This window comes from Streptomyces sp. NPDC003035 (genome assembly GCF_042888285.1).
GTDB lineage: Bacteria > Actinomycetota > Actinomycetes > Streptomycetales > Streptomycetaceae > Streptomyces.
In genome coordinates this window covers 139590-164395 of record NZ_JBIAPJ010000011.1, presented here as the reverse complement: position 1 = coordinate 164395, position 24806 = coordinate 139590, and the positions used below count along the sequence as shown (strand labels likewise).

Below are 24806 nucleotides of genomic sequence, written 5' to 3'. Positions count from 1 at the left end.
AGCAGGACGGCCGCCATGTCACCGTCATGCTGGGGCTTGCCGTCGCCGTTCATCGCCGTCTGCCCCGAGATGTACAGAGTCCGTGAGTGCCCCGAGACGGCCTCGCCCTGGTTGAATCCCCTCTCCTCCGACCACGTCACGGGGTTGACCGCCGTTCGTTCCACTGCCACATCAGCTCCATTCGATTCATCGGGTACGGACGTCCATCGGCTTCGACTCGGTAGCCGTCGACTTTGGCGTCGCGTCAACGAGCCTCCCAACACATCACGACACCCTCAGTCATGTATTCCGTTAGCGTTCTCGCATGCGCGCCGACCGGTTGGTCTCACTCGTGCTACTGCTGCGCCAGCGCGGTCGGCTGACAGCGGACTCGCTGGCTCGCGAGCTGGAGGTATCCACCCGCACCGTGCTGTGCGACATCGAGGCGCTGTCCGCGGCCGGCGTCCCGGTCTACGCCGAACGCGGCCGGCACGGCGGTTTCGCGTTGTTGCCCGGTTTTCGGACCGAGCTCACCGGACTGAACCACGACGAGGCCCTTGCCCTGCTGACCGCCGGGTCGGGCCGCGGCGAGCAGGTATTCGGCCTCGGCTCGGCGCTCGATTCGGCCATGCGGAAGGTGGTCGACGCGCTGCCCGAAGGTCACCGGGCCTCCGCGAGCGACGGGGTCGGGCGATTTCTCGTCGACCCGGAGACCGACCTGCTCTCACGCCGGCTGGTCACCAAGGAGGTGCCCGACACCACAATGATCGTGGTCAGGCGCGCGGTGCTCGCTGGACACAAGCTGCGGATCCACTACGCGGCCACAGGCCAGGAACCACAGTGGCGCACGGTGGACCCGATCGGCCTGGTCACCGTACGCGACCGGGGCTACTTGCTGGCCACGAGATCTGGCGCGGACCGCACGTACCGGCTGTCACGGGGTGCTGGCCGCCGAGGAGCTCCCCGAAACGGCACAGCGACCGAACCGGGTCGATCTGGACCGGATCTGGCGGGAGCGCTCCACGCGGTTTCTCTCCGGAGGCGACCACATCACCGTGCTGGTACGGGTGAACCCGGCACGGCGGGAGGAGCTGCTGGACACCGCACTGGCCGTCCGCGCAGAAGAACCCGACGCGGACGGCGGCCGGCTACGGCTGGAGTTGACCTTCCAAGATTTCCGACACGCCGAATGGGCGCTGTGGCAGCTGGGCATGGACGCGGAAGCGCTGGCCCCGCAGTCATTGCGCGCCTCCCTACGCGAGCGCGCCGCCGCGATCGCCACCCGCTACGGAGACTCGTCCTGAAGCGGACTTGACCGCCTGTCAGAGGGCCAGATGGGCGCAGGTGACATGGCCCGTCGCTCCCATGCACCGCCGTGCACGTCTGCGGTGCGGGCGGCGTGCGAGCGAACGCCACCGACCGAACAAGCAGAGGTTCGCCGCCGAGGTCGGCGAAAGCGGTGAGCTCGGGCGAGGGCCGCCTCTGCCGTTCGCGGGCTTGTCTCGGGCGACGATGACGAGACCGATGCCGAATACCACCTGCGTGACCAGTTCCGCGCCGCGAGCTGGAGGACCTCGTGGCCGTCCTCGACGGCGGCCCGAGCCACAACCGCTCCTGATCGACAAACGCGGCTACGAGGGCCCTTCCGCCGGGCGGTAGGCGTCGTACGCGCGATCAGCGTGCGACCACGCAGAAAGGATGGCCGGCCGGATCGGTCAGGACCCGCCACCTGTTCTCGTGGGGCTGCTGAGTCGGCTTGCCCGCGCCCAGCTCCAGGAGCCGCGCCTCGGCCTCGTCCAGGTCCACGTCCGTGACGTCGAAACAGAGGTGGAGCTGCTGGGGAACGGCTTGATCGGGCCAGCTCGGGGGCTGGTGGTCGTCGACCCGTTGAAAGCCGATCAGGAGTCCGCCCTCGCCGTCAAGGCCGGCGAAGTCGGCGCTCGATTTCGGGTGGGGTTCGAGACCGGTGACCTGCTGGTAGAACGCGGCGAGAGCCAGAGGGTCAGGGCAGTCGAGTGTGATCGCGCTCAACTTCATCTGCAGGGTCACGGCACCTCCGGGAGCGAACAGTGGGCGGTGGACGGTGGTCTCTCGATGCCTACCCTAGACATGCCCGCCCGCCCGCTGGTCTGCCGGACCCCGCCGGTGGGTTCACCTCCACGGTTGGTGCAGCGCGAAGCCGCCGCCCTCCCGGCGGACTTCCACAACGCCCTCACCGCCGAAGTGAGCGGGCACGACCAACTCCCTTTCGACGCAGGCCCGCTCGAGAATTCGGCGCCGACTGGCCACCGCCGCCTGTGCGTCGAGGCAGAAGCAGCTGTTGCACGAGGGGTCGAGGACCTGGACGGGGCTGTGCAGGAGGTCGCCGACGAAGACCGCCCGGTCGGTTCCGGAGGCGAGGCGCAGCACGCTGGAGCCCGGTGTGTGGCCGGGCGCCGGTTCCAGGGTGAGGTGGGCGTCGATGCGATGGACGCCCTCCCAGAGCACGGACTGCCCGGCACGGTGCACGGGCGCGACGCTGTCCTCGTAGACCAGCCGGTCGTCCTCCTGCCGGCCCTTCCCGTACGCGTTGTCCGGGCCGAAGTGGAAGTCGTCGGCGGCCGGGATGAGGTACTCGGCGTTGGGGAAGGCCGGGATCCACTCCCCCTCGGCGTCGATGGTGTTCCAGCCGACGTGGTCGGCGTGGAGGTGGGTGTTGACCACGATGTCGACGTCTTCGGGTTGGATGCCGACCCCGGCCAGGAGGCCGAGGAAGTCGCCCTGCCAGTGGTGGAACTGCGGCGAGTTGGGGCGCTCGCGCCCCTTGCCCACGCCCGTGTCGACGAGCACGGTCCGTCCACCGCTGCGCAGCACCCAGGTCTGGAGCGCCATCACCGCCCGGTCGGTGTCCGGCTCCCAGTGGTCCGGCGCCAGCCAGTTTTCGTTCGCTTTCCACACGTCGGCTTCCGACTGCGGAACAAGGGTGCGGGCGGGCGCGAAGGCGCCCTGCCACTCCACGATCCGGATGACCTCGACGTCTCCGAGCATCATGCTCCGGGGGCTCTCATTCTTCATGCTCCCGATCCTAGGAAGGATGCGGTGAGTCTCTCAATGCTCCTCCTGCTCGATCGGATACGTGTTCGTCTCACGCGAGAGGAGGACATACACTGCCTGGGTGGACGTAGTGAGCGATGCCATCGCGACCGTACGCATCGGGCAGCCCTCCTCCGACCGGGTGCGGGTCGACGGAAGGTGGTGCACACGGCTCGCCCCCTATGACGGTGCGGGCTTCCACGTGGTCCTGGAGGGTTCCTGCTGGCTGCTGCCCGACGGCGGCTCACCGATCCGACTCGGCACAGGGGATGCGGTACTGCTGCCGCACGGCACGGGGCACGTCATCGCCGACTCCCCCGCCGACGCGGCGACCCTGACTCGGGCAGTTCCCTTCGAACTATGGGCCGAGGCCGGCATGCCGCGCCGCCCCTCCCCCACGACGGCAACAGCGACGGTCACAGGGGCGGGGGCGGGAGCGGGAGCGGAACGGGGGGGCCTCGGTGGGCCGGTGGAGATGCTGTGCGGCAAGTACCGTCTCGATCGCAGCCGGGTGCACCCCCTCATGGAGGAACTTCCCCACCTCGTCCACCTGCCGCACCGCGTCGGCAGCAACCCCGAACTGCGCGCCGCGATCGACCTGCTCGGCACCGAGCTGGGCGCGCACCGGGCCGGCTCCGGCATCGCCGTCCCCAGCCTCGTCGACCTTCTGCTCGTCTACATGATCCGTTCGTGGGTGGCTCAGGACACCGCCGGCGCGTGGTCGGCCGTGCTCGGCGACGCGGTCACCGCAGCGGCGGTACGGGCGCTGCACACGGAGCCCGCCGCCCCGTGGACGAACGCCCGCCTGGCCGCCGAAGCCGGCGTCTCCCGGCCCACCCTGGCCCGCCGTTTCACCGCCCTCGTGGGCCGCCCTCCGATGGCCTACCTCACCTGGTGGCGACTCACGCTGGCCGCCACCATGCTGCGTGACACCCAGGCGCCACTGGCCGTCATCGCCGGCCGTGTCGGCTACGGAACCCCGTACGCGCTCTCCCACGCCTTCAGCCGCGAGTTCGGCACCACGCCGGGGCGCTACCGGGCCCGGACCGCCGCGGCGGCGGACACTCGGTCCCACCCCTGACACACCTGCGCCCGCCCCTGCCCGATCCGTGCGCCGGCGAGCGGCAGCACGTCGTACGGCTCGACGGGATGGGGACAGGGAAGGGGGACTCAGCACGTCCGGCGGACGTGACCCGGTCGCCCGGCCGGCAGCACGTCCTCGTCCCGCAGGACGATCGAGAGCCTGTCACCCCAGGCCTCGCACGCCGCGTGAAAACCCGCCGCCTGGTACTCGATGACGAACACGCGATCGTCGAAGGCGCTCGCATACGGGCCGCATTCCTCGTACTGCCCGCACTCCTCGGCGACCGCGAAGTCGAAGCCCAGGCTCCGCCCTCTCTCCACGAGGCCGACGGCGTTCTTCTGGCCGATCGCGAGCCCGGCCGCGTGAGCGCGGGCCACGAGGAGCCGCGCGAACGCCAAGTCGTCCTCGGCTGTGAGAAGGCCCTGGGACCTCTCGTACGAATCGAGGTTGTCCGCCTCGACCGCCTGGAAGCCGCCGGCAGCGCACCCGGCGATCCACTCGCCGACGATCACGGCGAGCCGCTCGCGCTTGGCGGGCGTGGAGACGTCCAGCAGAGCCTCACCCCAGTCCTTGTCCATGACCACGGCACCGGAGGCGTGGCGGAGGAGGAGGTGGGGGTGGTTGGACTGCCACCAGTCGGTGGCGTCGGGCTGCGCCTGGAAGGCATTGACGTAGCAGACGTTGTACAGCCCCGGCGCCGGCTTCACCGTACGGTCGCGGGAGACCGCCCCCACACCGGGCGGGGGTGGATACGGACCGCCGATCTGGTAGTCGAAGCCGACATGGGGTTCGGGCCGTACCACCGTTCCCGACGGGGGCTGGGAGGAAGGTGCGGAGTCGCCACCGCCCCTCGGGCCACCGGACGCCCCGCAGCCGGCCGCCGCCACCGTGAGGACGCCGGTCAGGGCCAGGGCGGACAGCGCACTGCGGACTGGACGCGGGATACGGGCGAACACAGTGCGGAGCTCCTGTTGGTCGAGGAAGGGAGGGGCGCGCGGTCGCCCCGCCGGGCCGGAGAACGGGCCCGGGGGCGCGGGGGCGCTGCGGTTGGCCGGTATGGCCGGATCCAGTATCGCGACGGCCTCCTCCGGACGCCCGGCGTCGGCAAGGAGCTCCGCGAGGATCTGTCATGTCGGGCCAGCAGATCGGCCAGTTGGTCACGGCCGTTGACGCACGTGATCTGTCGCGTCCGTAGCAGGGCGATCGCCTCGTCGACCCGCCCCTGCCGCTCGCGCGCGGTGGCCAACAGGTCGATGGCGTCGTCGGGTTCGGAGTCCCGGGCGGCCCCCGAAGGCCGAGCGTCGCCCCGGCGCCCTGCCGGGACGCGGGCAGCCAGCAGTGCGGCGACCTCCTCGTCCCGGCCCAGGCCAACGGGCAGCGGCCCCGAGGGCCTCGGTGGCCGCGTACTCCCGCAGCTCGTCGCCCCGACCGTGCCGGGCGAGCAGGAGCGCGAAGTGCTTCAGGGCCAGCCGCCAGTCGGCCGCCATGTTCGAGCGGAAGACGGCGATCGCCTCGTCCACGCGTGCCCATGTGTCGAGCAGCTCGGCAACGCTGCGGGCCGCCTTCCACCAGCCTGTGGCGAGATACGGGGCGAGCGCCTCCAGGGCCTCGTCCCGCCGGTCCTGCTCGACGAGGATGCGCACCCGCTCCTGGGCGCAGAACCAGTCACCGCCGCGCGCCTGGGCTTCCACCTCGTGGAGGTGGCCGTGCTCGACGAGCCAGGAGACGAGGTGGGGAGGAATCCAGCCGTCGTACGAAAGGGCCCGGCGGTCGAGTTCAGCAGCGTGCACAGAACGCACCCTAGCCCCCGGCGCACACCGTCCGCTCCCGTCGGTCAAGGGGATGACTGAACAGCAACGGCCTTCGGGGCTTCCCGCCGGATCGACGCTGGAGGGCGCCGATCTCGGCCCGGACGAGGGCGAGCCCCAGGGGCGGCGGCTCGCTGCTTCGGCAGAACTCGCCGAGGTTGCCGACGTTCTCCACCGGTTGCCACCGGATGACCACTCGTCCGGGAACCGCAGGAACTGGCGACCGGTGACGACGCCGACCCGGCGCACGTCCTCCAGCACAGGCAGAGCCGCCCATCTTGACCCTCCCTCGTCGGCTCCCGCACACAGGGGGCGATCGTCGCCTTCTCGGCGGGCAGTCGCCCGGGATCGACTCGAGGTCGTTGGTGGTCGACGCCGGTGGCGTCGGCCGGCCCCTCGTTGACCGGCCTGTCCGCGGCGGCCCGCACCGGATCGCCCAAGGGGCTGGTGCTCCAGAACGTGAGCCACCCAGTCACTGCCCGGCGGATGGTCAGGCTTCCGGCTCGTGCGCCCGGAGGTCGTAGAGGTAGGAGCGGTCGCCTTTGAAGCTGCGCCAGACGGTGGCCGGGGGTTCGGGTTCGTCGGCGTGGTTGTTGAGGGGATGGGCGGGATGGGCGGTGACGAGGCCGTCACCGATCTCGCAGTGCCAGCCGTCGGTCGGCGACCAGACACACCGCACGTTTCCGTCCGTCCGACGGTAGGCGGGACGGCCGTTGTGCTCGCCGTCGCGTTCGAAGTGGTAGCGGAGACCGTCGATGTGGCGCACGAAGGTGAAGGATGTGAGTGCCGTCATGCCTTCGGCACTGTATGGGACGACGCCGGTGGCGGCGAAGGGGTTATGGGTGTGATCCGCCTGCAGGACGCAACTCCCGGGCGGGCCAGAGTCTCGGCTGCTGCCGTCGGCTGGGCGGTGGCTTCCGGGCTGACGCCCGATGAGATGGCTGTCCGGCAGACGCTCACTGGGTCGGCCCTGTTCGCGGAAACGTCCCCTTGGGATATCAGGCTCTGTCGCTGATGGCTCCCCAAACCGCCACCAGGCGCCGTGGGCGCTGCACGGATGCAGCTGCGCCGGGTGCCGACCGTCTGCTCCACTGCCTCGGCGAGGTTCCGCCACAGATGCCATCCGTCCGCGACCTGTGCGGCCTGAGGGGCGCGGGCCCGAGCGCCTTCCGCGTATGCGCCGGCCCGGTCCCGACAGATGATCTCCACTTCAGGGTGGCCGCGAAGCCAGGCAGTCAGCGGCGCCGCGTCCCGCCCGGGGCAGCACGTCGAGCGGGACGCCGAGTCTCCAGGTCGACCAGGATGGTGGCGTACGCATCGCCTTTGCCGGGTCCGCAATCGTTCACGACGAGCACCCCGCCCCGGGCGGAAGGCGGTTCGGGAGAGAAGATCACCAGAACGTCGGTGTCCGGCCAGTCCGCAGCGTAGGGCCCTCGAGGTCTCCCCGACCAATATCAACCCGCCCCTCCCGGCGCGCCGAGGTGGCGCCCCGCATGGTCGCCGGGAGGGTGGCCTTTCGAACGCGGTCTAGCTGCGGCCGGCGAGGCGGATCAGTGCGTGGAGGAAGCGGACGTACGGGCTCCAACGGGAGCCGCGGGCGAGGGTGCCCGTGCAGTCGCGTTCCGCGCGGTCCAGGCTGTCCTCCAGGCAGGCGTCGTGGAGCCGGCGATACGCGAGTGGCCAGCTCACGCGTGCGAGGCCGTGGGTTCGCATCGCGAGAGTGTGACGCAGGACGGTGTGGTCCTCGTCGACCGGCAGCACGGCGAACTCGTGGAAGCCGCGGAAGCCGCGGGGGCCGGTGAAGGTGAAGCGGACCCAGGTGCCCGGCACGTACGCCGCGACCGTGTAGCCGATCGGGCCGTGTCCGCCGGCCGAGCCGACGCTCAGACCCTGATCGAGCGTCATCGGCGGCCAAGCCCCGCGCGGCCAGAGCCTGTCCGCCGGCCCGGCGGACAGGCTGTCCAAACGAGCCCCGACCTCGCTCTCCTTCGCCGCCAGCAGTCGTTCGTGCACGTTGTAGACGCCCATGCGTCCTCCCCTCACGATTATTAGAGAGCACTCTCTAATAATGTGGAGGGTACTCTCTGATTCATGGCGAGACCACCCCGCTTCGACACCGACCAGATCCTCGACGCCGCCGTCCGGCTGAGCGCCGCAGGGCCCGGCGGCGTGACCATGTCCGCCGTCGCCCAGGCGATCGGCGCCCCCAGCGGCTCGATGTACCACCGCTTCCCCGGGCGGTCGGCCCTGCTCGCCGAGGTGTGGCTGCGTACCGTCGAACGGTTCCAGCAGGGCTACTTCGACGCGCTCCACAGCGACACCGACCCCCGCCGGGCGGCCCGCGCGGCCGCCCGGCACGTCGTGGCGTGGAGCCGCGGCCATACCCGGGAAGCTTCACTCCTCCTGTACGGCGCCGAGGAGTTCGGCCGCTCCGACTGGTCCCCGGAACACAGGGAGCGCGCGGACCGCGGCAACCGCCGGGTCTTCGGCTCCCTCGCCGACCTCGCGGCGGCCCTCGGCTCGACCGGGCCCCAGGACCAGGAGCGCATCACCCTGGCCGTCGTCGAACTGCCGCTGTCCCTCGTCCGCCGGCATCTGCGCGCCGGTGACACCCTGCCGCCGTACGCGGAGGACCTCGCCGAGCAATGCGCCGCCGCGCTCCTCGATGCCGAACGATGACCACCGGCCGCGCGGACGGTGATCGGACGACCCGCGCCTCGCGTGCGCCCGATCACGACGCCGCGTTTCCCGTCAGTGGTCGACCGTGACCACGATCTTGCCCACCTGAGCGCCCGCCTCCATGTACCGGTGCGCCGCGGCGATCTCGTCCAGGGCGAAGGTGCGGTCCACGACGGGGCGGAAGGCGCCCGTACGCAATCCGGAGGAGACGAACGCCTGGGCGCGGCGCAGGCGTTCCGGGTCCCTGGTCGTCTCGTGCATCGTGTACGTACGCATGTTCAGCGCGGGCATCCCCAGGTCGAACCCCGGGAAGGGAGTCGCCAGACCGCTCACCGCCCCGTACAGAAACAGCGTGCCGCCCGGGGCGACCGCCCTCGCCAGGTCCACCACGCCGGGTCCGGCGACGGCGTCGAACACGAACTCGGCACCCCGGCCCGCCGTCAGGGCGAGCACGCGGTCTGCCACATCCTCCTCGTCGGTGACGATCACCTCCGCCGCCCCCGCCTCCAGCAAGGCGCCCCTCTTGGCCCGGCTGCGCGTCGTGGCGATGGGTGTGGCGCCTACGCGCCGGGCGACCTGAATCGCCGCCAGGCCGACGCTGCTCGAGGCCGCGGTGAGCACGACCGTGTCCCCCGCCCCCATCCCGCCCACCTCGATCAGCGCTCCGTACGCCGTCACGTACGGCATCCACACCGCCGCGCCCTCGACCGCACCCACACCCTCGGGGCGATCCACGACCGCGGCCGCGGGGACGATGGCCCGCTGCGCGTAGACGCCGTAGTCGTTCATCGAGAACGCGGGCACGACGCTGACCCGTCCGCCGACCTCGACGCCCGCCACGCCCGCGCCGATCGCCTCGACCACGCCCGCGGCCTCCAGACCGAGCCGGGCGGGGAACTCCTTCACCGGCTCGATGTAGTGACCGCCGCGGAACAACACCTCGGCGCGGTTGACGCCGATCGCGTCCACCCGGATCAGCACCTCACCGGGGCCCGGTTCACCGACCTCCACGCTCTCCAGGCGCAGCACCTCGGGCCCGCCGTACTCATGGAACCGCACCGCCACGGTCATCACGCATCCCCCTTCGATCGACGACGGCGGAGGCAACCGGCCGTTCCGCCGCACCCCCACCCAAACGCAAAGTTCGATGACTGTCAAAGTTTGATGAGCGTGGTACTTTCCGGAGTGTCGTACGACACCGGCACACGGATACGGAACGGGAGCTCGACAGTCGATGGCGACAGCGCGAAAGGCGAGCCGGGACGAGCGCATCCCCGCTCATCCGGACATCGGCACGATCGGCCTGCAGCAGGTGCTCGAAGCCTTGGTGGATCCCGTACGCCGCCGGATCGTCGGCGAGTTGTACGCCGCCGGCCAGGATCTCGCCTGCGGCACGATCGACCTGCCGGTCAGCAAGTCCACCGCCACCCACCACTTCCACGTGCTGCGCGAGGCCGGGCTCATCCGGCAGCACTACACGGGCACGTCCCGCATGAACGCGCTGCGCCGCGACGAGATCGAAGAAGCCTTCCCCGGGCTCCTCGACGCTCTGATCGCCCGGCACCACCCGAAATGATCCGCCGCCCGACGCGCGACCGCCGGGCATGACAGGATGCCGTCATGTGGTCGCGACCGCCGTTCGGGGAGGAGTTACGGGCCGAGCTCGGGGCGCCCGGGCGGTCCCGGCGGCTGGGGAGCAGCCCTCGGTCCCGGGTGTGGCGCGTACGGCTGCCCGAGGCGTGGGTGGTCGTGAAACAGATCGTCGGTGGCCCCGACGCCGACGCCCGATTCGCGCGCGAGGTGGCCGCGTTACGGCTCGCCGGCCGTGCCCCGACACCTGTGGTGCCCGCATTGCTGGGCACCGACCCCCGCGAGCGGGTCCTGGTCCTGGAACATCTCGAGCACCGGCGCCCGCCCAGCAGCTGGATCGTCGACTACGCCGCCGCGCTGGCCCGGCTGCACGCCACCGCCCGCCCCCAGGACGCGCAGTCGCTTCCTCGATGGCAGGGACCGGGCGAGGCCGACATCGACTCCTTTCTCGGGCTGGCCGCCGCGCTCCACGTACCCGTTCCCTCCGGTGTGGCCGACGAGCTCCACCGCCTGGTGGAGCGACTCGGCCGCGCACCCGGACGGCAGGCGCTTCTGCACGGGGATCCCTGCCCGGGCAATGACCTCCACACGACCGAGGGGATCCGCTTCGTCGACTTCGAACAGGCGTCACTCGGGAACGGGTTGACCGAGCTCGCCTATCTGCACATGAGTTTTCCTACCTGCTGGTGCGTCACCGCGGCGACCGCGCCACTGCTGGAACGGGCCGAGAGGGCGTATCGCGAGGAGTGGCGCAGCGCGACCGGATCGGAGACGGAAGGCGATCTCGCCGATGCCTGCGCCGGCTGGCTGCTGCGCGGCGACGCGCTGGTGGAGAGGGCGCACCGCGAGAGCGTCGATCACCTTGCCCGCATCCCGCACCAGGACTGGAAGTGGGGCACCGCGACGGCCCGGCAGCGGCTCGTCCACCGGCTCGGAGCCGTCAGCCGGCTCACCGCCAGCCACGCCTCTCCGAGCGGGCTGAGCGGTCTGAGCGGTCTGATCGGTCTGAGTGGCGCGATGCGCCGACAGATGATGGCCCGCTGGCCTGGCCTTCGGCCCCTTCCGGTGAAGCGACCATAAGGTGGCGTGCCGCCGGGCACCGGCTCCGACGAGCCGGTGCCCGGCGCCCGGCAGGTGCCGGAGTCGTGCACCCCACGGGGTGTCACCCCTGTTTCCGGGCCCTCGCCCTCGCGCGTCGCCGGCGGCGCCTGGGCTGGTCCGGGAGCCAGCCGAAGGCGAGTGAGCTGCCGACGAGCCCGAGGAGCATGCCGACGAAGAAGCCGCCGAGGTTCGAGGTGACCCAGGTGGCGAGCGAGGCCAGAACGGCGACGATCGAGTAGAACAGCCGCTGGCGTGGATTGAGGACGATGAGCACCCCGCACACGATCATGATCACCGGCAGTACGTAGCCGACGAGGCTGTCGGCGCCCGCCGCCAGGATCACGGAGATGCTCGCCTGCTGGGTGAGCAGGATCTCGACGCCGCCCAGGGCGACGGCGAGGCCCGCTCCGAAGGGGCGCCGGTGGCGCCACCGGCGGAACGTCTGCCAGGGGTGTCGACCGCTGGACGGCGCCGACGGGCCGGTGCCGGTGTCGGCTCCGGTGCCGGTGCCCGTACCTGCGCCGAGGCCTGCGCTCGCGCCTGTGCCGGTGCTCAGCCCTGTGCCTGCGCTCAGCCCTGTGCCTGTACCTGCGCTCGCGCCTGTGCCTGCGCCGGCGTGTTCGATGGTGCCGTCCGTGCCGGGCGTCACGGTCAGCAGCCCCTCGAGCTGAAGCTCATGTGCAGGTCGGGCAGAGTGAACCGGGTCGCCGTGGTGGCGTAGTTCGTCTGCCGGACGTCCTTGATGGTGACGGTGTCCGCCTGCTGGCCGAAGACGCCGAGCGGGCCCTTGACCGGGGGTTTGTCGAAGGTGCTGGCGTCTCCGCCGATCTCGATGTTGTCGAACGCGGCGAGCTTGCCGGAGATCTCGGTGGAGTCGGTCGTCAGCCCCGACGCCTTGACCGGCGTGCCCTTGTTGCCCGCCGTGATGTGCAGGTACGTGCCGCCGAGCTCCACGCTCTGGCAGAGGTTGGTGAGTTGCGCCTCGCGGATGGCGGTGACGATGACCAGTATCTGCCCGCCGGTGTCTCCGGCGTTGGGGCTGCCCTCGGGCATGTTGTCCAGTGCCCCGAACTGGCCGAAGCCGGTGCCCTGGAGGGTGTCGGCCGTCACGGTGAACGGCATTCCGGAGATCGCGAACTGGGCGGCGAGCGCGCCCTGTGCGGTGAGGACGACGAGGCCGGCGGCGAGGGCGAAGGCGGGTGCGCCCATCAGGGCGGCGCGCCGGAGGCGGACCCTGCCGCGGCGCTCGGAGCTGTCGCCCGGGGATGGGGATAAGGCGGTAGTGGCCTCGGTGGGGTCTTCGGACAGAGCCATGAGGTGCTCCTGACATGAGTGAGGAAACAGACCTGGTGGCGGCGGTGTCCTGGCGCGGACGGTTCCCCAGCCTGCCTGGGTCTTCCTCGGACTCGTGCCGAGGCGGCGTGCCGCAGGGAACCGCTCGGACCGTACGCCCGTCGTTACTACCCAGTCAACTACTGTGCGAAAGACCGGTGCGGGTGAGGCGGTCGAGGCTTCAGGGGCGCGTGAACGGCGACACGACGACGTGCACCAGGATGTCCAGCAGCCGCGGAAGCTCTCCGGTCCTGCCCTCGTCGACCGCGCGGTGCACCGCCGCGTGCACGGCGCCGACGACCGTGGCCACCAGCTCGTCCCGGTCCACTCCGGGCGGCGCGGGAGGCGCGTCCACGAAGAAGCGACGGAAACCGGCCAGAAGTTCGGCGCGTGCCCGGCGCCCGGCCGGCCCCGTGGACTCGATCTCGACGACCATCCTCGCGAAGGCGGGCGTCTGCGCCAGCAGTGCCAGCATCACGCGCAGCCCGGCCCGTACGGCCGACGGCCATTGCCGGGCGCCGCCCGCCTCGTCGTACGCCTCCTGCATGGCCCGTACCACCACCCGCGTGCCACCGCGGTACGCGGCGAGGACGGCGTCCTCCTTGCCGGTGAACAGGGCGTAGAACACCGGCCGGGTCACCCCGGCCGCGGCGCAGATGTCGCTGATCCGGGCACCTCCGTACCCGTTGGCCGCGACGGTACGGGCGACGCCGTCGAGCAACCGGTCGCGTTGCCGGGAGGCGACCTGTTCGGGCGTCAGCCGGCGTGGTCCCGGGCGCAGGGAGCGCTCCGGTTCGCGGCCCGTACGGGCTCCGGGCAGGATCTGCCTCTCCTCGGTCGGGCGAGCGCTCTTCATCGGCCACATCCTCCCAGGGCTGTTGACGTCACATACTCGACAGGTTTACAACCCTGATGGGTTTTCCTCTCGTGTGTCCGGTGGAGGGGCTCCAAGGGACGGGAACGTCTCCACCGCACACGGCACCGCGTATCGCGCTCATCCGTGCATCACGCTCTTCCGTGTATCACGCCCTTCCGTGTATCACGCTCTTCCGTGTCCCGCGACACCGCTTCGCCGATCCGTGGCGCCGGATCGGCCCGGCGGCGGTCGCGCCGTTCGTCGCTCCGCTCCCCTTCACCCACGCCCGCCGACCCCCAGCGGCGGACGCCGCTGGGAGCCGTACTCGGCGCTGTCACGGCGCCCCTCCGGGCAGCACCGAGTTCCTCACCCTCACCGCTGGACGAAAGGAACCCCCACCATGAACAAGCGAGCCCTCTTAGCCACCGCCGGCGCAGCCGTCGCCGCGGTCTTGGCGGCCACGTCCTCGGCCACCGCCGTCGGCGGTGTGCCGGCTGCCGGCAGTGTGCTGACCACCGGCAGTTCGGCCGGCCCCGCCGTCGCGGTCGGCGACGTCCTCGCCGCCTCGCTGGCCTCCGGCACCTCCGCGAAGATCGCCACCACCTCGGGCGGCAGCACCGGCATCACCTGCAACGCCTCCGCCTTCTCGGCGACCGTCACGAGCAACCCGGCGGCGCCCGGCACCGCCACCGAGACGCTCAACTCCCACACGTTGAGCAGCTGCACGACCAACATCACGGGCGCGACCGGGGTGCAGAGCATCACGGTCAACAACCTTCCGTACACCACGTCCGTCACCTCCGGCGGCGCGCTCACCGTGAGCGCGGGCAGCGCCGGCCCGATCCAGACCACTCTGAAGATCAACACCATCCTGGGCCTGACGACCTGCGTCTACCGGGCCGGCAACCTGACCGCCTCTCTGTCCAACGCCGACAACTCGCTCACCTTCGCGAACCAGCTGTTCACCAAGGCCAGCGGTCCGAGCACCTGCCCGGCCAACGGCTACTTCTCGGCGAAGTACGGTCCCGTCCGGGACACCACGCAGGCCGGCGCCCCGGTCTTCGTGAACTGACCCGGACCGGCCGCCCGCGCGCGTGGGTCGTTCCCCGGACAGGTACCGGTCCGGGGAACGACCCACGCGGTGACAGCGGCTCAGCGGTCGGTGTCGAGTACCTCGCGCAAGGTCTTCGCGAACTCGGCCGGCGCGCCCTGCTGCCCGAACTCGCCGCCGAGGAAGCCGCCGTGGTGGCTCGGGAACAGCGTCAGCCCGGTGCCGAGCGCGCTGGCGATCGCGGCCGCCGCGCGGGCGGGGAACTCTCCCTCCGACTCCTCGCCGGCCGCGACGACGATGCGCGTCGGCGCGGCTCGAAGCGCGGCGGCATCGGGCCGGTGGCTCGTGCAGCCGCGCATGTTCTGGCCCAGCAGCGGGTCGTCGCGCGAGCCGTCGTCCTCGGTCGGCAGTCCGACATCGGACGGGGAGGGGCGGGCCCTTCGGCCCAGTCCGCCCGGAAGGGGCCCTGATGGCTCGCCAGTGCGAAGAACTTCGCCATCGCGGGTCCCATCCCCTCACGCAGGTAGGTGGCGTGAACGTCCGCGCAGGCCGCCAGTGCGGCTTCCCGGTCCGGGAGGACCCCCGCCGTCGGAGGCTCGTGCGCGACGAGCGTCCGCACCAGATGGCCGTGACGCTCCACCAGGGCGAGCGCGTTGACCGCGCCGCCGCTGCTCGCGAACACGTCCACCGGTCGCCCACCCAGCGCCTCATCCAGCTCCTCGATCACGCGCCGCAGGTCGTCGTGCCACGTGCCGGCCCAGCATCGTGCGCGTCGTCATATGGGCTGGCTTCCGGGCTCAGCCGCGGAGGATCATGCCCGGCATGGCTGACTGGGCGACGTACGTGGTGATTCCGGAGGACGGCGGTTCTGACGGTGCTGGCGATTCCGGCGATTCCGGCGGGCACGAGGTGTACGAGGCGCGCTTCGGGGCGGTGGGGCTCGACCTCGATCTGCTCGCGGGGCCCGATGTCGTCGTGCCGCTCATCCGCGCACGCGACCGGGTGCGGGGACGCTGGCGCGACGACGGTATGTGCGAGGCCGCCGCGCTGATCGATCTGCGGAGCAGGACCCTCGTCTTCTTCGCCTCGGAAGGCCCGATCACGCAGATGCGGCACCGGGCGGCCACCTGGGAGCTCCTGCGCCGTGCCTGGCCGGGCTGGGAACTGCGCTGGACGTACGACGGGCCTGCCGAGCTCGCCTCGTACCTGGGCCTGGACCCCGAAGAGGTCCGTTACCGCCCTCCGTCGATCTATTCGGAGTCCGCTCTGGACCTCGACGACGAGGAACTGGCGGACCGTGACCCATTGGTGCGCGTCGTCACGATCGGCGGCGCCGGACGCTGCCACCTGCTCTCCGCCGTCAACGACCATCCGATCGTCGAAGGACCGTCCCTCGTCGACCGGCTGGCCGAGGCGCCGGACCACGGAGTGTGCGCGCTTGCCGCGGATTCCGGCATCCACGTCGATCCGGCGCGGCGACGCGTCGGCTGGTGGCTGCTCGGCGCCGTCCCGGTGGCCGGCGAGATGGCGTCCCGGTGGCCCGGCTGGACGGTCGAGTTCTGGCAGGACGACTGGGAGGAGCACGTACGGGTCGCGGGCGGACGGTTCGTACCGCCGGCGATCCGCCGGGAGCAGGCCCTCACCGAGCTGCGGAGTGAGGCTGTGGAGCACTGGTCCCCGCGGCAGCCTTCCGACTGGGTCGGCTGGATGCAGGCCGTGGTGCCGGACTCCGTCCGCCACCGCGTGATCGCCGCGGTCGGCGGCGCGGATGGCGTGCGGCCGCTGAGCCGGTGAGTTGGTGAGCTGGTGCTGGTGCTGGTGACGCGTCCGTCGTGGGGGTGTCGAGCCGTGGGGGTGTCGAGCCGTCTCAGCCGTACCGCGAGGATGATCGGTAGGTTGGGTTCATGCCCCATGTCCGGACCCGTACGTCAATCCGCGCCCGGCACCGCTTGATCAGCGCGGTCGCCGTCCTCGTGCTGGTCCCGCTCGGGGCCTGTGGCCGGGCCGGCACCCCGGCCTCCCCGTCGTCGTCGCCTCCGCCACCACCGCGAGCGTCCGCGAGCGGTGCGGTGGCGCAGCCGCTGGACGCACGGCTGAAGGAGCTCGAGCGCGCGTACGAGGCGCGGTTGGGGGTGTACGCCGTCGACACCGGTAGCGGTCGCGAGGTCACGTACAACGACAACGCCCGCTTCCCCTACGCCTCGACCTTCAAGGCTCTCGCGGCCGGCGCCGTGCTGCGCACCTACTCGTCGAGCGGCATGGGCAGGACGGTCACGTACTCCCCGGACGATCTGGTGCCCCACTCCCCCGTCACCGAGAAGCACGTGGGCACCGGGATGAGCCTGGACGGCCTGTGCGAGGCAGCCGTGCGGCACAGCGACAACACCGCGGCGAACCTCCTCCTCGACCAACTCGGCGGTCCTAAGGGGCTCGACGCGATGCTCGACGAGTGGGGTGACGGCGTCACGCGGATGGAGCGGCGCGAGCCGCAGCTGAACGAGTGGGCACCGGGCGCCACCCGTGACACCAGTACCCCGAGGGCCCTCGCCCAGGACCTTCGTGCGCTGGTCGTGGGCGACGTCCTCGGCGCCGACGAGCGGGCCCGGCTGACGACATGGCTGAGGACCAGCACCACGGGCGCGGAGCTCATCCGGGCCGGGACACCGAAGAGCTGGGTGATCGGGGACAAGTCCGGGGCGGGCAGTACGTACGGGACGCGTCACGACATCGCCGTCGCATGGCCGCCCGGCAGGGCGCCCGTCGTCATGGCCGTCATGTCCAACCGCCTTGATCGGGAGGCTCGTCACGACAACAAGCTGATCGCCGAGGCCGCTTCCGTCATCGCCGACACCCTGTCATGACGTACGCGAGCGAAGGCATCGGGATGGTCTCCGTGCCGGCGGGGCAGATCACGCTGTCGGACCGGCGGACGCAGCGCCGCTGGTCGGTCGAGGTCGCAGCGTACGAGCTCGCGCGGTTCCCGGTCACGCAGGCGTGCTACGCGGAGGTCACCGGGCAGCGGCCGAGCACGGCCCACGGGGAGCGGCTGCCCGTCGAAGGCGTGTCCTGGTGGGACGCGGTCCGGTTCTGCAACGCCCTGTCCGGACGGGAAGGGCTCACACCCGCCTACCGCATCGACGGCGACGGCGACGGCATTGTGTGGGACGCGTCCGCCGACGGGTACCGGCTGCCGACCGAGGCCGAGTGGGAACACGCCTGCCGGGCCGGTTCGCCCGGACCGCGTTACGGGCCGCTCGCCGAGATCGCCTGGTACCGCGGCAACTCCGGCGAGCGCCTTCACGAGGTGGGTGGCAGGCGGCCCAACGCGTGGGGTCTCCACGACATGCTCGGCAACGTCTGGGACTGGTGCTGGGACGTCTACGACGCCGAGGTCTACGGGTCGTACCGGGTGCTGCGCGGCGGCGGCTGGTTCGACGAGCACTGGAGCTGCCGGGCGTCCGCGCGCCGCCGCAGCCACCCGACGTTCCGGGTCGACGACGTGGGCTTCCGCGTCGCGCGTTCCGTCGCCTGAGCGGGACGGTCCGTCCGAAGCGGGAGGCCGGCTATTCGTCGGCGGCCGGCCGGGGCAGGGCGGAGGACGGTGCTCGGTTCGCGATGGCCTCGAGCATGAGGTCGAGCGCGAAGTGGAAGTTTCCCTCGTCGTCGACGGCCGCCAGATAGGGGGCCGCGGCCGCGAGGTGGGGGTGGGTGGTGGCCGGGGCCGTGGCGTAGACACCGGTCCAGGCCGATTCGTCCTTGTGCCGGGTGTCCGCGTCGAGGGCGATGTACGTGGCGCCCATGCAGGACCAGGCCAGCATGGTGTCGACCAGGGCCCGGTAGTGGTGGACGGCCTCGTCGGGCGGGAAGCCGGCGTCGGCGAGGGCGCCGAGGATCATGTCGATCACGCGCATCTCCGCGGGGCGGCGGGTGATGCGGGCGGTGGCCAGGACGGCGACGTGGGGGTGGGCAAGGTAGACCCGGTGACTGCGGACGAAGAGTTCGCGCAAGGTGTCGCGCCAGTCGTCGGAGGGCTCGAACCCCTCGAGGCTCTCCTCGAGCAGGCGGTCGGCCACGGCCAGGAGCAGCTCGTCCTTGTTGCGGAAGTGCCGGTAGAGCGCGGTGGGGTCCGCCCCGAGGTGGGTGCCGATCCTGCGGAAGGTGAGGGCGTCTCCGCCCTCGGCGTCCAGCAGCTCCAGGCACGCCTCGACGATCAGCCGCGGGCTGAGTGACGGGCGCGGACGGCCACCTCCGCTTCCCTTCGTGCCCGCGGCCCCTTTGTCCGCCCGTGACGCCACGGTCTGCTCCCCTCGTCGACCGGTTCATTGTGCCGTCTCGTCTCCCCCGGTGTCCCCCAGCACGGTAAACAGCGTAGTCAACACTGTTGACTCGACAGTCGGCGAGCTGCCACGCTGCCGCCACCCGCCCCCTCGCCCCTCGCCCCTCGCCCCCGAGGAGAACCCATGCCCGATCAGCCGTCCGCGTTCCCCGCGTCCTCCACCACGTCGTCGCCGTCCTCCGCGCCGCCCTCGCCCCCGTACGACGCCCTACCCCGCGTCCTCGGCGTGCGACAGGGTGTCGTGATCTCGCTGTCCAACATCAGCCCCACCTTCAGCATCGGCATCGGCCTCGGCCTCATCGGCGCCTCGGTGGGCCTGGGCATCCCGGCCGCCTTCCTCCTGGGCTTGGTGCCCATCCTGGGGATCGCGCTGGCCTACACGAAGCTGAACCAGCGCGAGCCGAACTGTGGCGCGGCGTACGCATGGGTCGGCAGGGCCGTGGGGCCGCTGCCCGGCTACCTGATCGGCTGGGTCACGGTCGTCACCCAGGTCCTGTTCCTGGCGTACGCGGTCCCGCTGGCCGGCCAGTACACGCTGCTGTCGCTGGACTCGCTGGGTCTGCGCCAGGTGGCCGGCGTACGTCTGGCCGAGGCCCCCGTCCTCGTCTCGCTGGCGATCGGCCTGCTCCTGCTCGCCGGACTCGCCGCCCTGGCGGTCCTCGGGGTCGAAGCCGCCGCACGCTTCCAGCTCGTGCTGCTGGTCCTCGAGTTCGCGGTCGTGCTGGCGGTCTGTGTGTGGGCGGTCGTGGCGGGCGACGCGGCCTCCTTCTCCCTCGGCTGGTTCTCGCCGACCGTCTTCTCCTCCCCCTCGGTGATGGCGATGGGCATCCTGCTGGCGGTCTTCATGTACTGGGGGTGGGAATCGGCGTTCTCGGTGACGGAGGAGAACACCGACGCACGCACCTCCGGGCGAGCCGGCATGTGGTCGCTCGCCGCCGTCGCGGGCCTGTTCCTGTTCGCGTCCGTCGCCTTCCAGCGGGCGCTGACGCCGGAGGAGCTCGCGGCCAACGGCGAGCGGGGCCTGCCGTATCTCGGACAGCTGGCCGCCGGGAACGTCGGTCAGGCCGTCACCACCGTCGTCCTGCTGTTCTCGATCATCGCCTGTGCGCAGTCCGTGCTGATCGGCACCGCCCGCCAGACGCTCGCCATGGGCCGGGACGGCGTCCTCGGCTCCGGCTGGGCGGCCCTCCACCCCCGCCGGCGCACCCCTCACCTGTCGACGCTGCGGATCGCGGCGCTCGCCGCCGTCCTGGCCCTGCTGTCCGCCGGGCTCGGCAGTCTGCAGGACATCGTCGTCGGCTCGGTCACCTCCGTCGGCATCCTGATCTCCCTCTTCTACGCCTTCGCCGCCCTGGCCTGTGCGATCACCTTCGCCGCGGAGGCCCGGCGGAGCGCCGCCATGCTGCTGATCACGGTGGTGACGCCCCTGCTGTGCGGGCTCGCCCTGCTCGGACTCGGGAGCTACATGATCTACAGCCTGTGGACCTCCTCCGACCACTTCGCGTTCGCCGCCGACAACGGCCGCTTCCTGACACTCGTACCAGTGGTCATCCTGATCACCGGTGTTCCGGCTGCGCTGTGGGCGAAGTACGGACGTCGGGCCGCGTACTTCACCCGGCCGTGACCGTCCTTCGCCCTGCCGTGAACGTCCTTCGCCCGGCCGTGCATCACCTCTGCGCCCCTTCCCTCTGAACGACCACTCCAAGGAGTCATTCCCGATGCGTCACGCGGATCTCGTCTTCACCTCAGGCGCCGTCCTCACCATGGATCCTTCGTCCCCTCGTGCCACGGCCCTGGCGGTCTCCGGGGCGCGGATCGTCGCGGTCGGCGGGGAGGAGGAGGTGCGGGAACTGGTCGGTCCGGGCACGCGGGTGGTGGACCTGGCCGGGCGCGCGCTGCTGCCCGGTTTCCAGGACGCGCATGTGCATCCGGTGTACGCGGGGCTGGAGTTGGGGGCCTGCGACCTCTCGGGGACCACGGAGCTGGGCGAGTACCGCCGGCTGATCTCCGCCTACGCCGCCGCCCGTCCCGACCGGCCGTGGATCACCGGCGCCGGCTGGTCGATGGAGAGCTTCCCCGGCGGCCTGCCGACCCGGCAGATGCTCGACGAACTGGTGCCGGACCGTCCGGTTCTGCTGACCAACCGGGACCACCACGGCGCCTGGGCCAACACCCGGGCCCTGGAGCTGGCGGGCGTGACGGCCTCGACGCCCGACCCGGCCGACGGGCGCATCGAACGCGAGCCGGACGGCACGCCGTCGGGGATGTTGCAGGAGGGCGCGGTCGTCCTGGTCGGGCGGGTGGTGCCCGAGCCCACCGGCCAGGACCTGCTGGCCGGACTCGAACGGGCGCAGCGGCTGCTGCACTCGTACGGCATCACCGCCTGGCAGGACGCCATCCTCGGCTCGTACGGAGGACATCCTGACGTCTCCGGGGTCTATCTGACAGCCGCCGAACGCGGTCTGCTGACGGCCCGCGTCAACGGCGCCCTGTGGTGGGACCGGGACGCCGGCGCCGAGCAGATCCCCTCTCTCGTGGAGCGTCGTGAGGCGCTGCGCCACGGCCGGTTCCGCGCCGACTCGGTGAAGATCATGCAGGACGGCGTCGCCGAGAACTTCACGGCCGCCATGACGGCTCCGTACCTCGACTCCTGCGGCTGCGCCACGGGCAACAGCGGCCTGAGCTTCGTCGATCCCGTCGCACTGCGCGAGCACGTCACGCGCCTCGACGCCCTCGACTTCCAGGTGCACTTCCACGCCCTGGGGGACCGCGCCGTCCGTGAGGCCCTCGACGCCGTGGAGGCCGCGGGGAAGGCCAACGGGCAGCGCGGCAACCGCCATCACCTCGCCCATCTCCAGGTCGTGCACCCCGACGACATCGGCCGCTTCGCGCAGCTCGGCGCGGTCGCCAATCTGCAGCCTCTGTGGGCCGCGCACGAACCGCAGATGGACGAGCTGACCATTCCGTTCCTCGGTCCCGAGCGTGCGGCCTGGCAGTACCCCTTCCAGGATCTGCACCGCAGCGGCGCGCGGCTGGCGGCGGGCAGCGACTGGCCCGTCAGCTCCGCCGCTCCCCTGGAGGGCATTCACGTCGCGGTCAACCGGGTGGAGCCGGGCGGTGACCCCGGGCGTATCTTCCTGCCGAACCAGCGGCTCGATCTCACCACGGCGCTCACCGCCTACACGGCCGGATCCGCGTACGTCAACGGACTGGACGGCACCGGGACGCTGCGCCCGGGGCACCTCGCCGACCTGGTCGTCCTCGACCGTGACCCGTACGCGGTGTCCGCCGGGGAACTGGCGGAGCTGCGCGTGGAGGCCACGTACGTCGGCGGCCGGTGCGTCTTCGAGGACTGACCAGCCGTGGTCCCTCCGTCTTCGGCCGGCGCGCGGTCGGTGGGCGGGGCGGGCCTCGGTGGCGGGGCAGGGCTCGGTGGCGGGGCGGGCCTGGGTGGCGGGGCAGGGCAGCTCACCGACGCGTCACGACCAACGGCTCACCAGGACACTTGGTCACCCGCTCACAGGCTCGCGTCGCGGTGGGTGGGACGACCGTCGAGCACCGTGAGCAGGACGGGCAGGTCCGACAGTTCGGTGGCGGCCGTGGTGAGCGGGTTGTCGGCGAGGACCGTGAGGTCGGCGCGGTGACCGACGGCCGGCCGGCCCGCCTCGTGCTCCTCGCCCGCCGCGAACGCGGGGCCCAGGGTCATGCCCTGGAGCGCTTCCAGCGCGGTGAGCGCCTGCTCGGGGCCGTGCGGCGGCTGGGTGAGGTCGCGGCTCGGGCGGCGGTGCCGGGCACCCGCCATCACGCCCAGCGGCGGGAAGGGCGCGATGGGCCAGTCGGAGCCGAGGACGACCGACGCTCCGGAGTCCCGCAGGTCGCGGCAGCGCCAAGCGCGGGAGGCGCGCTCCTCGCCGAGCCGGCGGGACCAGTTGTCGGTGTGGTCGGCGCGGGTGAAGTCGCAGCAGTGCGTGGGCTGCATGGAGGCGATGACCCCGAGCTCGGCGAAGCGGCGCAGCGTGTCGTCCGGCACGCTCTCGATGTGCTCGATGCGGTGCCGTACCCCGCTTCGTACGCCGGCCTGGGCCTTCTCGACCGAGTCGAGGACGTGGCGGACGGCCGCGTCGCCGATGGCGTGGGTGGCGGTGGGCACGCCCGCACGGTGCAGTTCGCCGATGACGTGGGTGTAGGCGGCGGGGTCGGGCCAGAAGGCGTGGGTGGACTCGCCGTGGCAGTCGGGGTGTTCCAGCCAGGCGGTTCCGTTGTCGATCGTGCCGTCCATGAAGAGCTTGACGCCGGCGGTCCGCCAGAGCGCGCCGCCGGTGCCCTGCTGCTCGATGAGGGCGCGCAGTCCGTCCGCGTCGGTACCCGGCTGGCACCAGGGGGCGACGCGCAGGCGCAGGGGAAGCTCCCCGGCCTCGTCGAGTTCGGCGTAGAGGGCGAGGCTCTCGCCGTTGGCGTCCATGGCGTGCCCGCCCGTGAGCCCGGCGGCCGCCATGGCGCGCAGGGCGGCGGCGAGCCGGTCGCGGCGTTCGGCGTGCGTGGGCTGCGGCGCGGCGCGCTCGACGAGCTCGCAGGCCGCGTCCTCGAGGAGCAGGCCGGTGGGCCGGCCCGCGTCGTCGCAGACGACCTCGGCGGCCTGGTCGAAGGTCCGGGGGCCGTCGACGCCGGCGAGTTCGAGGGCGCGGGGGCTGGCGAGCATGGAGTGCGCGTCGAACAGCTGGAGGAGGGCCGGAACGCCGTCCAGTACGGGTGCGAGTGCGGACGACTCGACGGGCCGGTCGCCGAACACGTTGGGGTCCAGGCCCCAGCCGAACAGCCAGGCGCCGGGTTCGAGCGACCTGACCTCGCGGGCGAGGGCCTCTCGCACGGAGTGGAGGTCGGTGCAGACGGACAGGTCGAGGCCGTGGGTGAGTTCGGCGCCGGAGACGGGGTGGAGGTGGCCGTCGGTCAGACCGGGGGTGACGACGGCTCCCTTGAGGTCGATGACGGTCGTCGAGGAGTCGGCGAGCGCGCGTATCTCGCGGTCGTCCCCCAGGGCGGAGATGCGCCCTCCGGCCACGGCCAGGGCGCTCTCCGGGAGGAGGTGGCCGGTGGCCGGGTCGAGCAGGCGGGCGGAGAGCAGGACGAGAGAGGTGCGCACGGGGGCTCCAGGAAGAAGCGGGAGGGAGGGGCAGGGTCAGTGGGGGGCGGGGGTGCCGTCGGCCGCGGCGGGGGAAGCGTCGTCGGAGGGTGCGGTGGCCGTCGGATCCGGGAGTGCGGGGGCGCTGTCGAGGGCGCCGCTCGGCAGGCCGAGTTCGCGCTCCGCGGTCGTGACGGCCATCCGGGTCACGACGTCCGGGCGGTTGCTGCGGTCCGTGTTCGCGTGGGCGCCGAGGCCGTCGAGCACGACCAGGATCTGGATGGCCGTCGCGCGGGGGTCGTCCGTTCGGAACTCCCCCGTCCCGACGCCGTCCCGAATGAGTGCCTCAAGTCTGTCGTCGGAGGCGAGCTCCTGCTCGGCGACCCGGTCGCGCAACAGGGGGCGGTAGCGGCTGAGGTGCCGGGCGTTGATCCAGAGGCGGCTGATGTCGTCGTACGCCTCTCCCGCCGAGAGAGCGAAGTAACGTGCGAGGTACTGCGTGGGGGTCCCGTCGGACCTGTCGGCAGGCAGGAGCGCGTCGAGCTCGCCGGTGGCGGCCGTACTGAACGCCTCGGCGACCAGATCCTCGACCGAGGGGAAGTAATGGCTGATCAGCCCCGGCCGGACGTCGAGTTCCTCGGCGATCCGCCGCAGGGTGACGCACTCCAGTCCCTCGGTCAGGGCGACACCTGCGGCGGCCTCGACGATCTCCGCCCGCCGGGCCTCCGGGGACTTGCGAACTCGTTTGCGCGGGACGTTTGACGACATACCGACGATGCTATTGAGTGCGCGACCAATA

25 protein-coding genes and 2 pseudogenes are annotated in these 24806 nt (G+C 71.7%); 11 read left to right on the top strand and 16 right to left on the bottom strand.

The window, feature by feature from the left end:
• Positions 1–8 precede the first annotated feature (8 nt).
• Positions 9–164, bottom strand: a pseudogene (locus tag ACFYV5_RS30995) (RidA family protein); the annotation flags it as partial.
• Between the two features lie 140 nt (positions 165–304).
• Here ACFYV5_RS30995 and ACFYV5_RS30990 point away from each other — a divergent pair.
• Positions 305–1283, top strand: a pseudogene (locus ACFYV5_RS30990) (helix-turn-helix transcriptional regulator).
• 370 nt (positions 1284–1653) lie between these two features.
• Here the strand turns inward: ACFYV5_RS30990 and ACFYV5_RS30985 are convergent.
• Together ACFYV5_RS30985 and ACFYV5_RS30980 are read right to left on the bottom strand one after the other, a co-directional pair.
• Positions 1654–2028, bottom strand: a complete 375-nt coding sequence (locus tag ACFYV5_RS30985; RefSeq protein WP_355112948.1) for a VOC family protein — start codon at positions 2026–2028, stop codon at positions 1654–1656.
• 102 nt (positions 2029–2130) lie between these two features.
• A complete protein-coding gene (locus ACFYV5_RS30980; protein WP_389173838.1) occupies positions 2131–3033 on the bottom strand; it encodes an MBL fold metallo-hydrolase in 903 nt (300 codons plus the stop codon).
• 100 nt (positions 3034–3133) lie between these two features.
• On the opposite strand from ACFYV5_RS30980, the gene ACFYV5_RS30975 reads away from it, so the two are divergent.
• Positions 3134–4132 carry an AraC family transcriptional regulator gene (locus ACFYV5_RS30975; RefSeq protein WP_389173835.1) on the top strand — a complete coding sequence of 333 codons (999 nt, stop codon included), beginning with the start codon at positions 3134–3136 and terminating at the stop codon, positions 4130–4132.
• A gap of 89 nt (positions 4133–4221) precedes the next feature.
• Here ACFYV5_RS30975 and ACFYV5_RS30970 read toward each other — a convergent pair whose 3' ends face one another.
• The 5 genes from ACFYV5_RS30970 to ACFYV5_RS30950 all read right to left on the bottom strand — a co-directional run bounded on the left by ACFYV5_RS30970 (position 4222) and on the right by ACFYV5_RS30950 (position 7971).
• Complete coding sequence (locus tag ACFYV5_RS30970) at positions 4222–5091, bottom strand: endo alpha-1,4 polygalactosaminidase (protein WP_389173832.1); 870 nt, start codon at positions 5089–5091, stop codon at positions 4222–4224.
• Between the two features lie 201 nt (positions 5092–5292).
• Positions 5293–5925 (bottom strand): hypothetical protein, encoded by a 633-nt coding sequence (locus ACFYV5_RS30965; RefSeq protein ID WP_389173829.1) that lies wholly within the window; start codon positions 5923–5925, stop codon positions 5293–5295.
• A gap of 508 nt (positions 5926–6433) precedes the next feature.
• Positions 6434–6736: a hypothetical protein gene (locus ACFYV5_RS30960; protein WP_389173826.1), complete on the bottom strand. Its 303-nt coding sequence runs from the start codon at positions 6734–6736 to the stop codon at positions 6434–6436.
• A complete protein-coding gene (locus tag ACFYV5_RS30955) occupies positions 6733–7281 on the bottom strand; it encodes a transposase (RefSeq protein WP_389173823.1) in 549 nt (182 codons plus the stop codon). The genes ACFYV5_RS30960 and ACFYV5_RS30955 overlap by 4 nt, the downstream gene beginning before the upstream one ends.
• A 189-nt stretch (positions 7282–7470) precedes the next feature.
• Positions 7471–7971, bottom strand: a complete 501-nt coding sequence (locus tag ACFYV5_RS30950) for an SRPBCC family protein (protein ID WP_389173820.1) — start codon at positions 7969–7971, stop codon at positions 7471–7473.
• A gap of 63 nt (positions 7972–8034) precedes the next feature.
• Here ACFYV5_RS30950 and ACFYV5_RS30945 point away from each other — a divergent pair, with 63 nt between their 5' ends.
• A complete protein-coding gene (locus ACFYV5_RS30945) occupies positions 8035–8622 on the top strand; it encodes a TetR/AcrR family transcriptional regulator (RefSeq protein WP_355112936.1) in 588 nt (195 codons plus the stop codon).
• A gap of 72 nt (positions 8623–8694) precedes the next feature.
• Here the strand turns inward: ACFYV5_RS30945 and ACFYV5_RS30940 are convergent, their stop codons facing one another.
• A complete protein-coding gene (locus ACFYV5_RS30940) occupies positions 8695–9693 on the bottom strand; it encodes a zinc-dependent alcohol dehydrogenase family protein (RefSeq protein ID WP_389173816.1) in 999 nt (332 codons plus the stop codon).
• 163 nt (positions 9694–9856) lie between these two features.
• On the opposite strand from ACFYV5_RS30940, the gene ACFYV5_RS30935 reads away from it, so the two are divergent.
• Positions 9857–10198, top strand: a complete 342-nt coding sequence (locus ACFYV5_RS30935) for an ArsR/SmtB family transcription factor (RefSeq protein WP_389173813.1) — start codon at positions 9857–9859, stop codon at positions 10196–10198.
• A gap of 44 nt (positions 10199–10242) precedes the next feature.
• Positions 10243–11292: a phosphotransferase family protein gene (locus ACFYV5_RS30930; protein ID WP_389173810.1), complete on the top strand. Its 1050-nt coding sequence runs from the start codon at positions 10243–10245 to the stop codon at positions 11290–11292.
• Between the two features lie 82 nt (positions 11293–11374).
• Here ACFYV5_RS30930 and ACFYV5_RS30925 read toward each other — a convergent pair whose 3' ends face one another.
• The 3 genes from ACFYV5_RS30925 to ACFYV5_RS30915 form a co-directional block, all read right to left on the bottom strand.
• Positions 11375–11962: a DUF6114 domain-containing protein gene (locus ACFYV5_RS30925; RefSeq protein WP_389173808.1), complete on the bottom strand. Its 588-nt coding sequence runs from the start codon at positions 11960–11962 to the stop codon at positions 11375–11377.
• Positions 11963–11964: 2 nt separating this feature from the next.
• Positions 11965–12627 (bottom strand): DUF6230 family protein, encoded by a 663-nt coding sequence (locus ACFYV5_RS30920; RefSeq protein WP_389173805.1) that lies wholly within the window; start codon positions 12625–12627, stop codon positions 11965–11967.
• Between the two features lie 199 nt (positions 12628–12826).
• Positions 12827–13501: a TetR/AcrR family transcriptional regulator gene (locus ACFYV5_RS30915; RefSeq protein WP_355112927.1), complete on the bottom strand. Its 675-nt coding sequence runs from the start codon at positions 13499–13501 to the stop codon at positions 12827–12829.
• Positions 13502–13901: 400 nt separating this feature from the next.
• On the opposite strand from ACFYV5_RS30915, the gene ACFYV5_RS30910 reads away from it, so the two are divergent.
• The gene (locus ACFYV5_RS30910) at positions 13902–14573 is read left to right on the top strand and encodes a Tat pathway signal sequence domain protein (protein WP_389173802.1); all 672 of its coding nucleotides are present in this window, start codon (positions 13902–13904) and stop codon (positions 14571–14573) included.
• An 80-nt stretch (positions 14574–14653) separates the two neighbouring features.
• On the opposite strand, the gene ACFYV5_RS30905 is transcribed toward ACFYV5_RS30910, so the two are convergent.
• On the bottom strand, positions 14654–14911 hold the full coding sequence (locus ACFYV5_RS30905; protein WP_389173799.1) for a hypothetical protein: 258 nt from the start codon (positions 14909–14911) through the stop codon (positions 14654–14656).
• Between the two features lie 463 nt (positions 14912–15374).
• Between ACFYV5_RS30905 and ACFYV5_RS30900 the strand changes: the two genes are divergently transcribed.
• The 3 genes from ACFYV5_RS30900 (at position 15375) to ACFYV5_RS30890 (ending at position 18084) form a co-directional block, all read left to right on the top strand.
• A complete protein-coding gene (locus tag ACFYV5_RS30900; protein WP_389173796.1) occupies positions 15375–16346 on the top strand; it encodes a hypothetical protein in 972 nt (323 codons plus the stop codon).
• A 110-nt stretch (positions 16347–16456) separates the two neighbouring features.
• Positions 16457–17413 (top strand): class A beta-lactamase, encoded by a 957-nt coding sequence (bla, locus tag ACFYV5_RS30895; protein ID WP_389173794.1) that lies wholly within the window; start codon positions 16457–16459, stop codon positions 17411–17413.
• Positions 17410–18084 carry a formylglycine-generating enzyme family protein gene (locus tag ACFYV5_RS30890; RefSeq protein WP_389173791.1) on the top strand — a complete coding sequence of 225 codons (675 nt, stop codon included), beginning with the start codon at positions 17410–17412 and terminating at the stop codon, positions 18082–18084. Before bla ends, ACFYV5_RS30890 begins: the two co-directional genes overlap by 4 nt.
• Positions 18085–18115: 31 nt before the next feature.
• Here ACFYV5_RS30890 and ACFYV5_RS30885 read toward each other — a convergent pair whose 3' ends face one another.
• On the bottom strand, positions 18116–18847 hold the full coding sequence (locus tag ACFYV5_RS30885; protein ID WP_389173788.1) for a TetR/AcrR family transcriptional regulator: 732 nt from the start codon (positions 18845–18847) through the stop codon (positions 18116–18118).
• 165 nt (positions 18848–19012) lie between these two features.
• On the opposite strand from ACFYV5_RS30885, the gene ACFYV5_RS30880 reads away from it, so the two are divergent.
• Entirely contained in the window at positions 19013–20512 is a 1500-nt protein-coding gene (locus tag ACFYV5_RS30880; RefSeq protein ID WP_389173785.1) for an APC family permease, read from the top strand.
• Positions 20513–20606: 94 nt separating this feature from the next.
• Positions 20607–22244 (top strand): amidohydrolase, encoded by a 1638-nt coding sequence (locus ACFYV5_RS30875; protein ID WP_389173782.1) that lies wholly within the window; start codon positions 20607–20609, stop codon positions 22242–22244.
• 161 nt (positions 22245–22405) lie between these two features.
• Here the strand turns inward: ACFYV5_RS30875 and ACFYV5_RS30870 are convergent, their stop codons facing one another.
• Positions 22406–24028 (bottom strand): amidohydrolase, encoded by a 1623-nt coding sequence (locus tag ACFYV5_RS30870; protein WP_389173779.1) that lies wholly within the window; start codon positions 24026–24028, stop codon positions 22406–22408.
• 36 nt (positions 24029–24064) lie between these two features.
• Positions 24065–24775, bottom strand: a complete 711-nt coding sequence (locus tag ACFYV5_RS30865; protein ID WP_389173776.1) for a TetR/AcrR family transcriptional regulator — start codon at positions 24773–24775, stop codon at positions 24065–24067.
• Between the last annotated feature and the right edge of the window lie 31 nt (positions 24776–24806).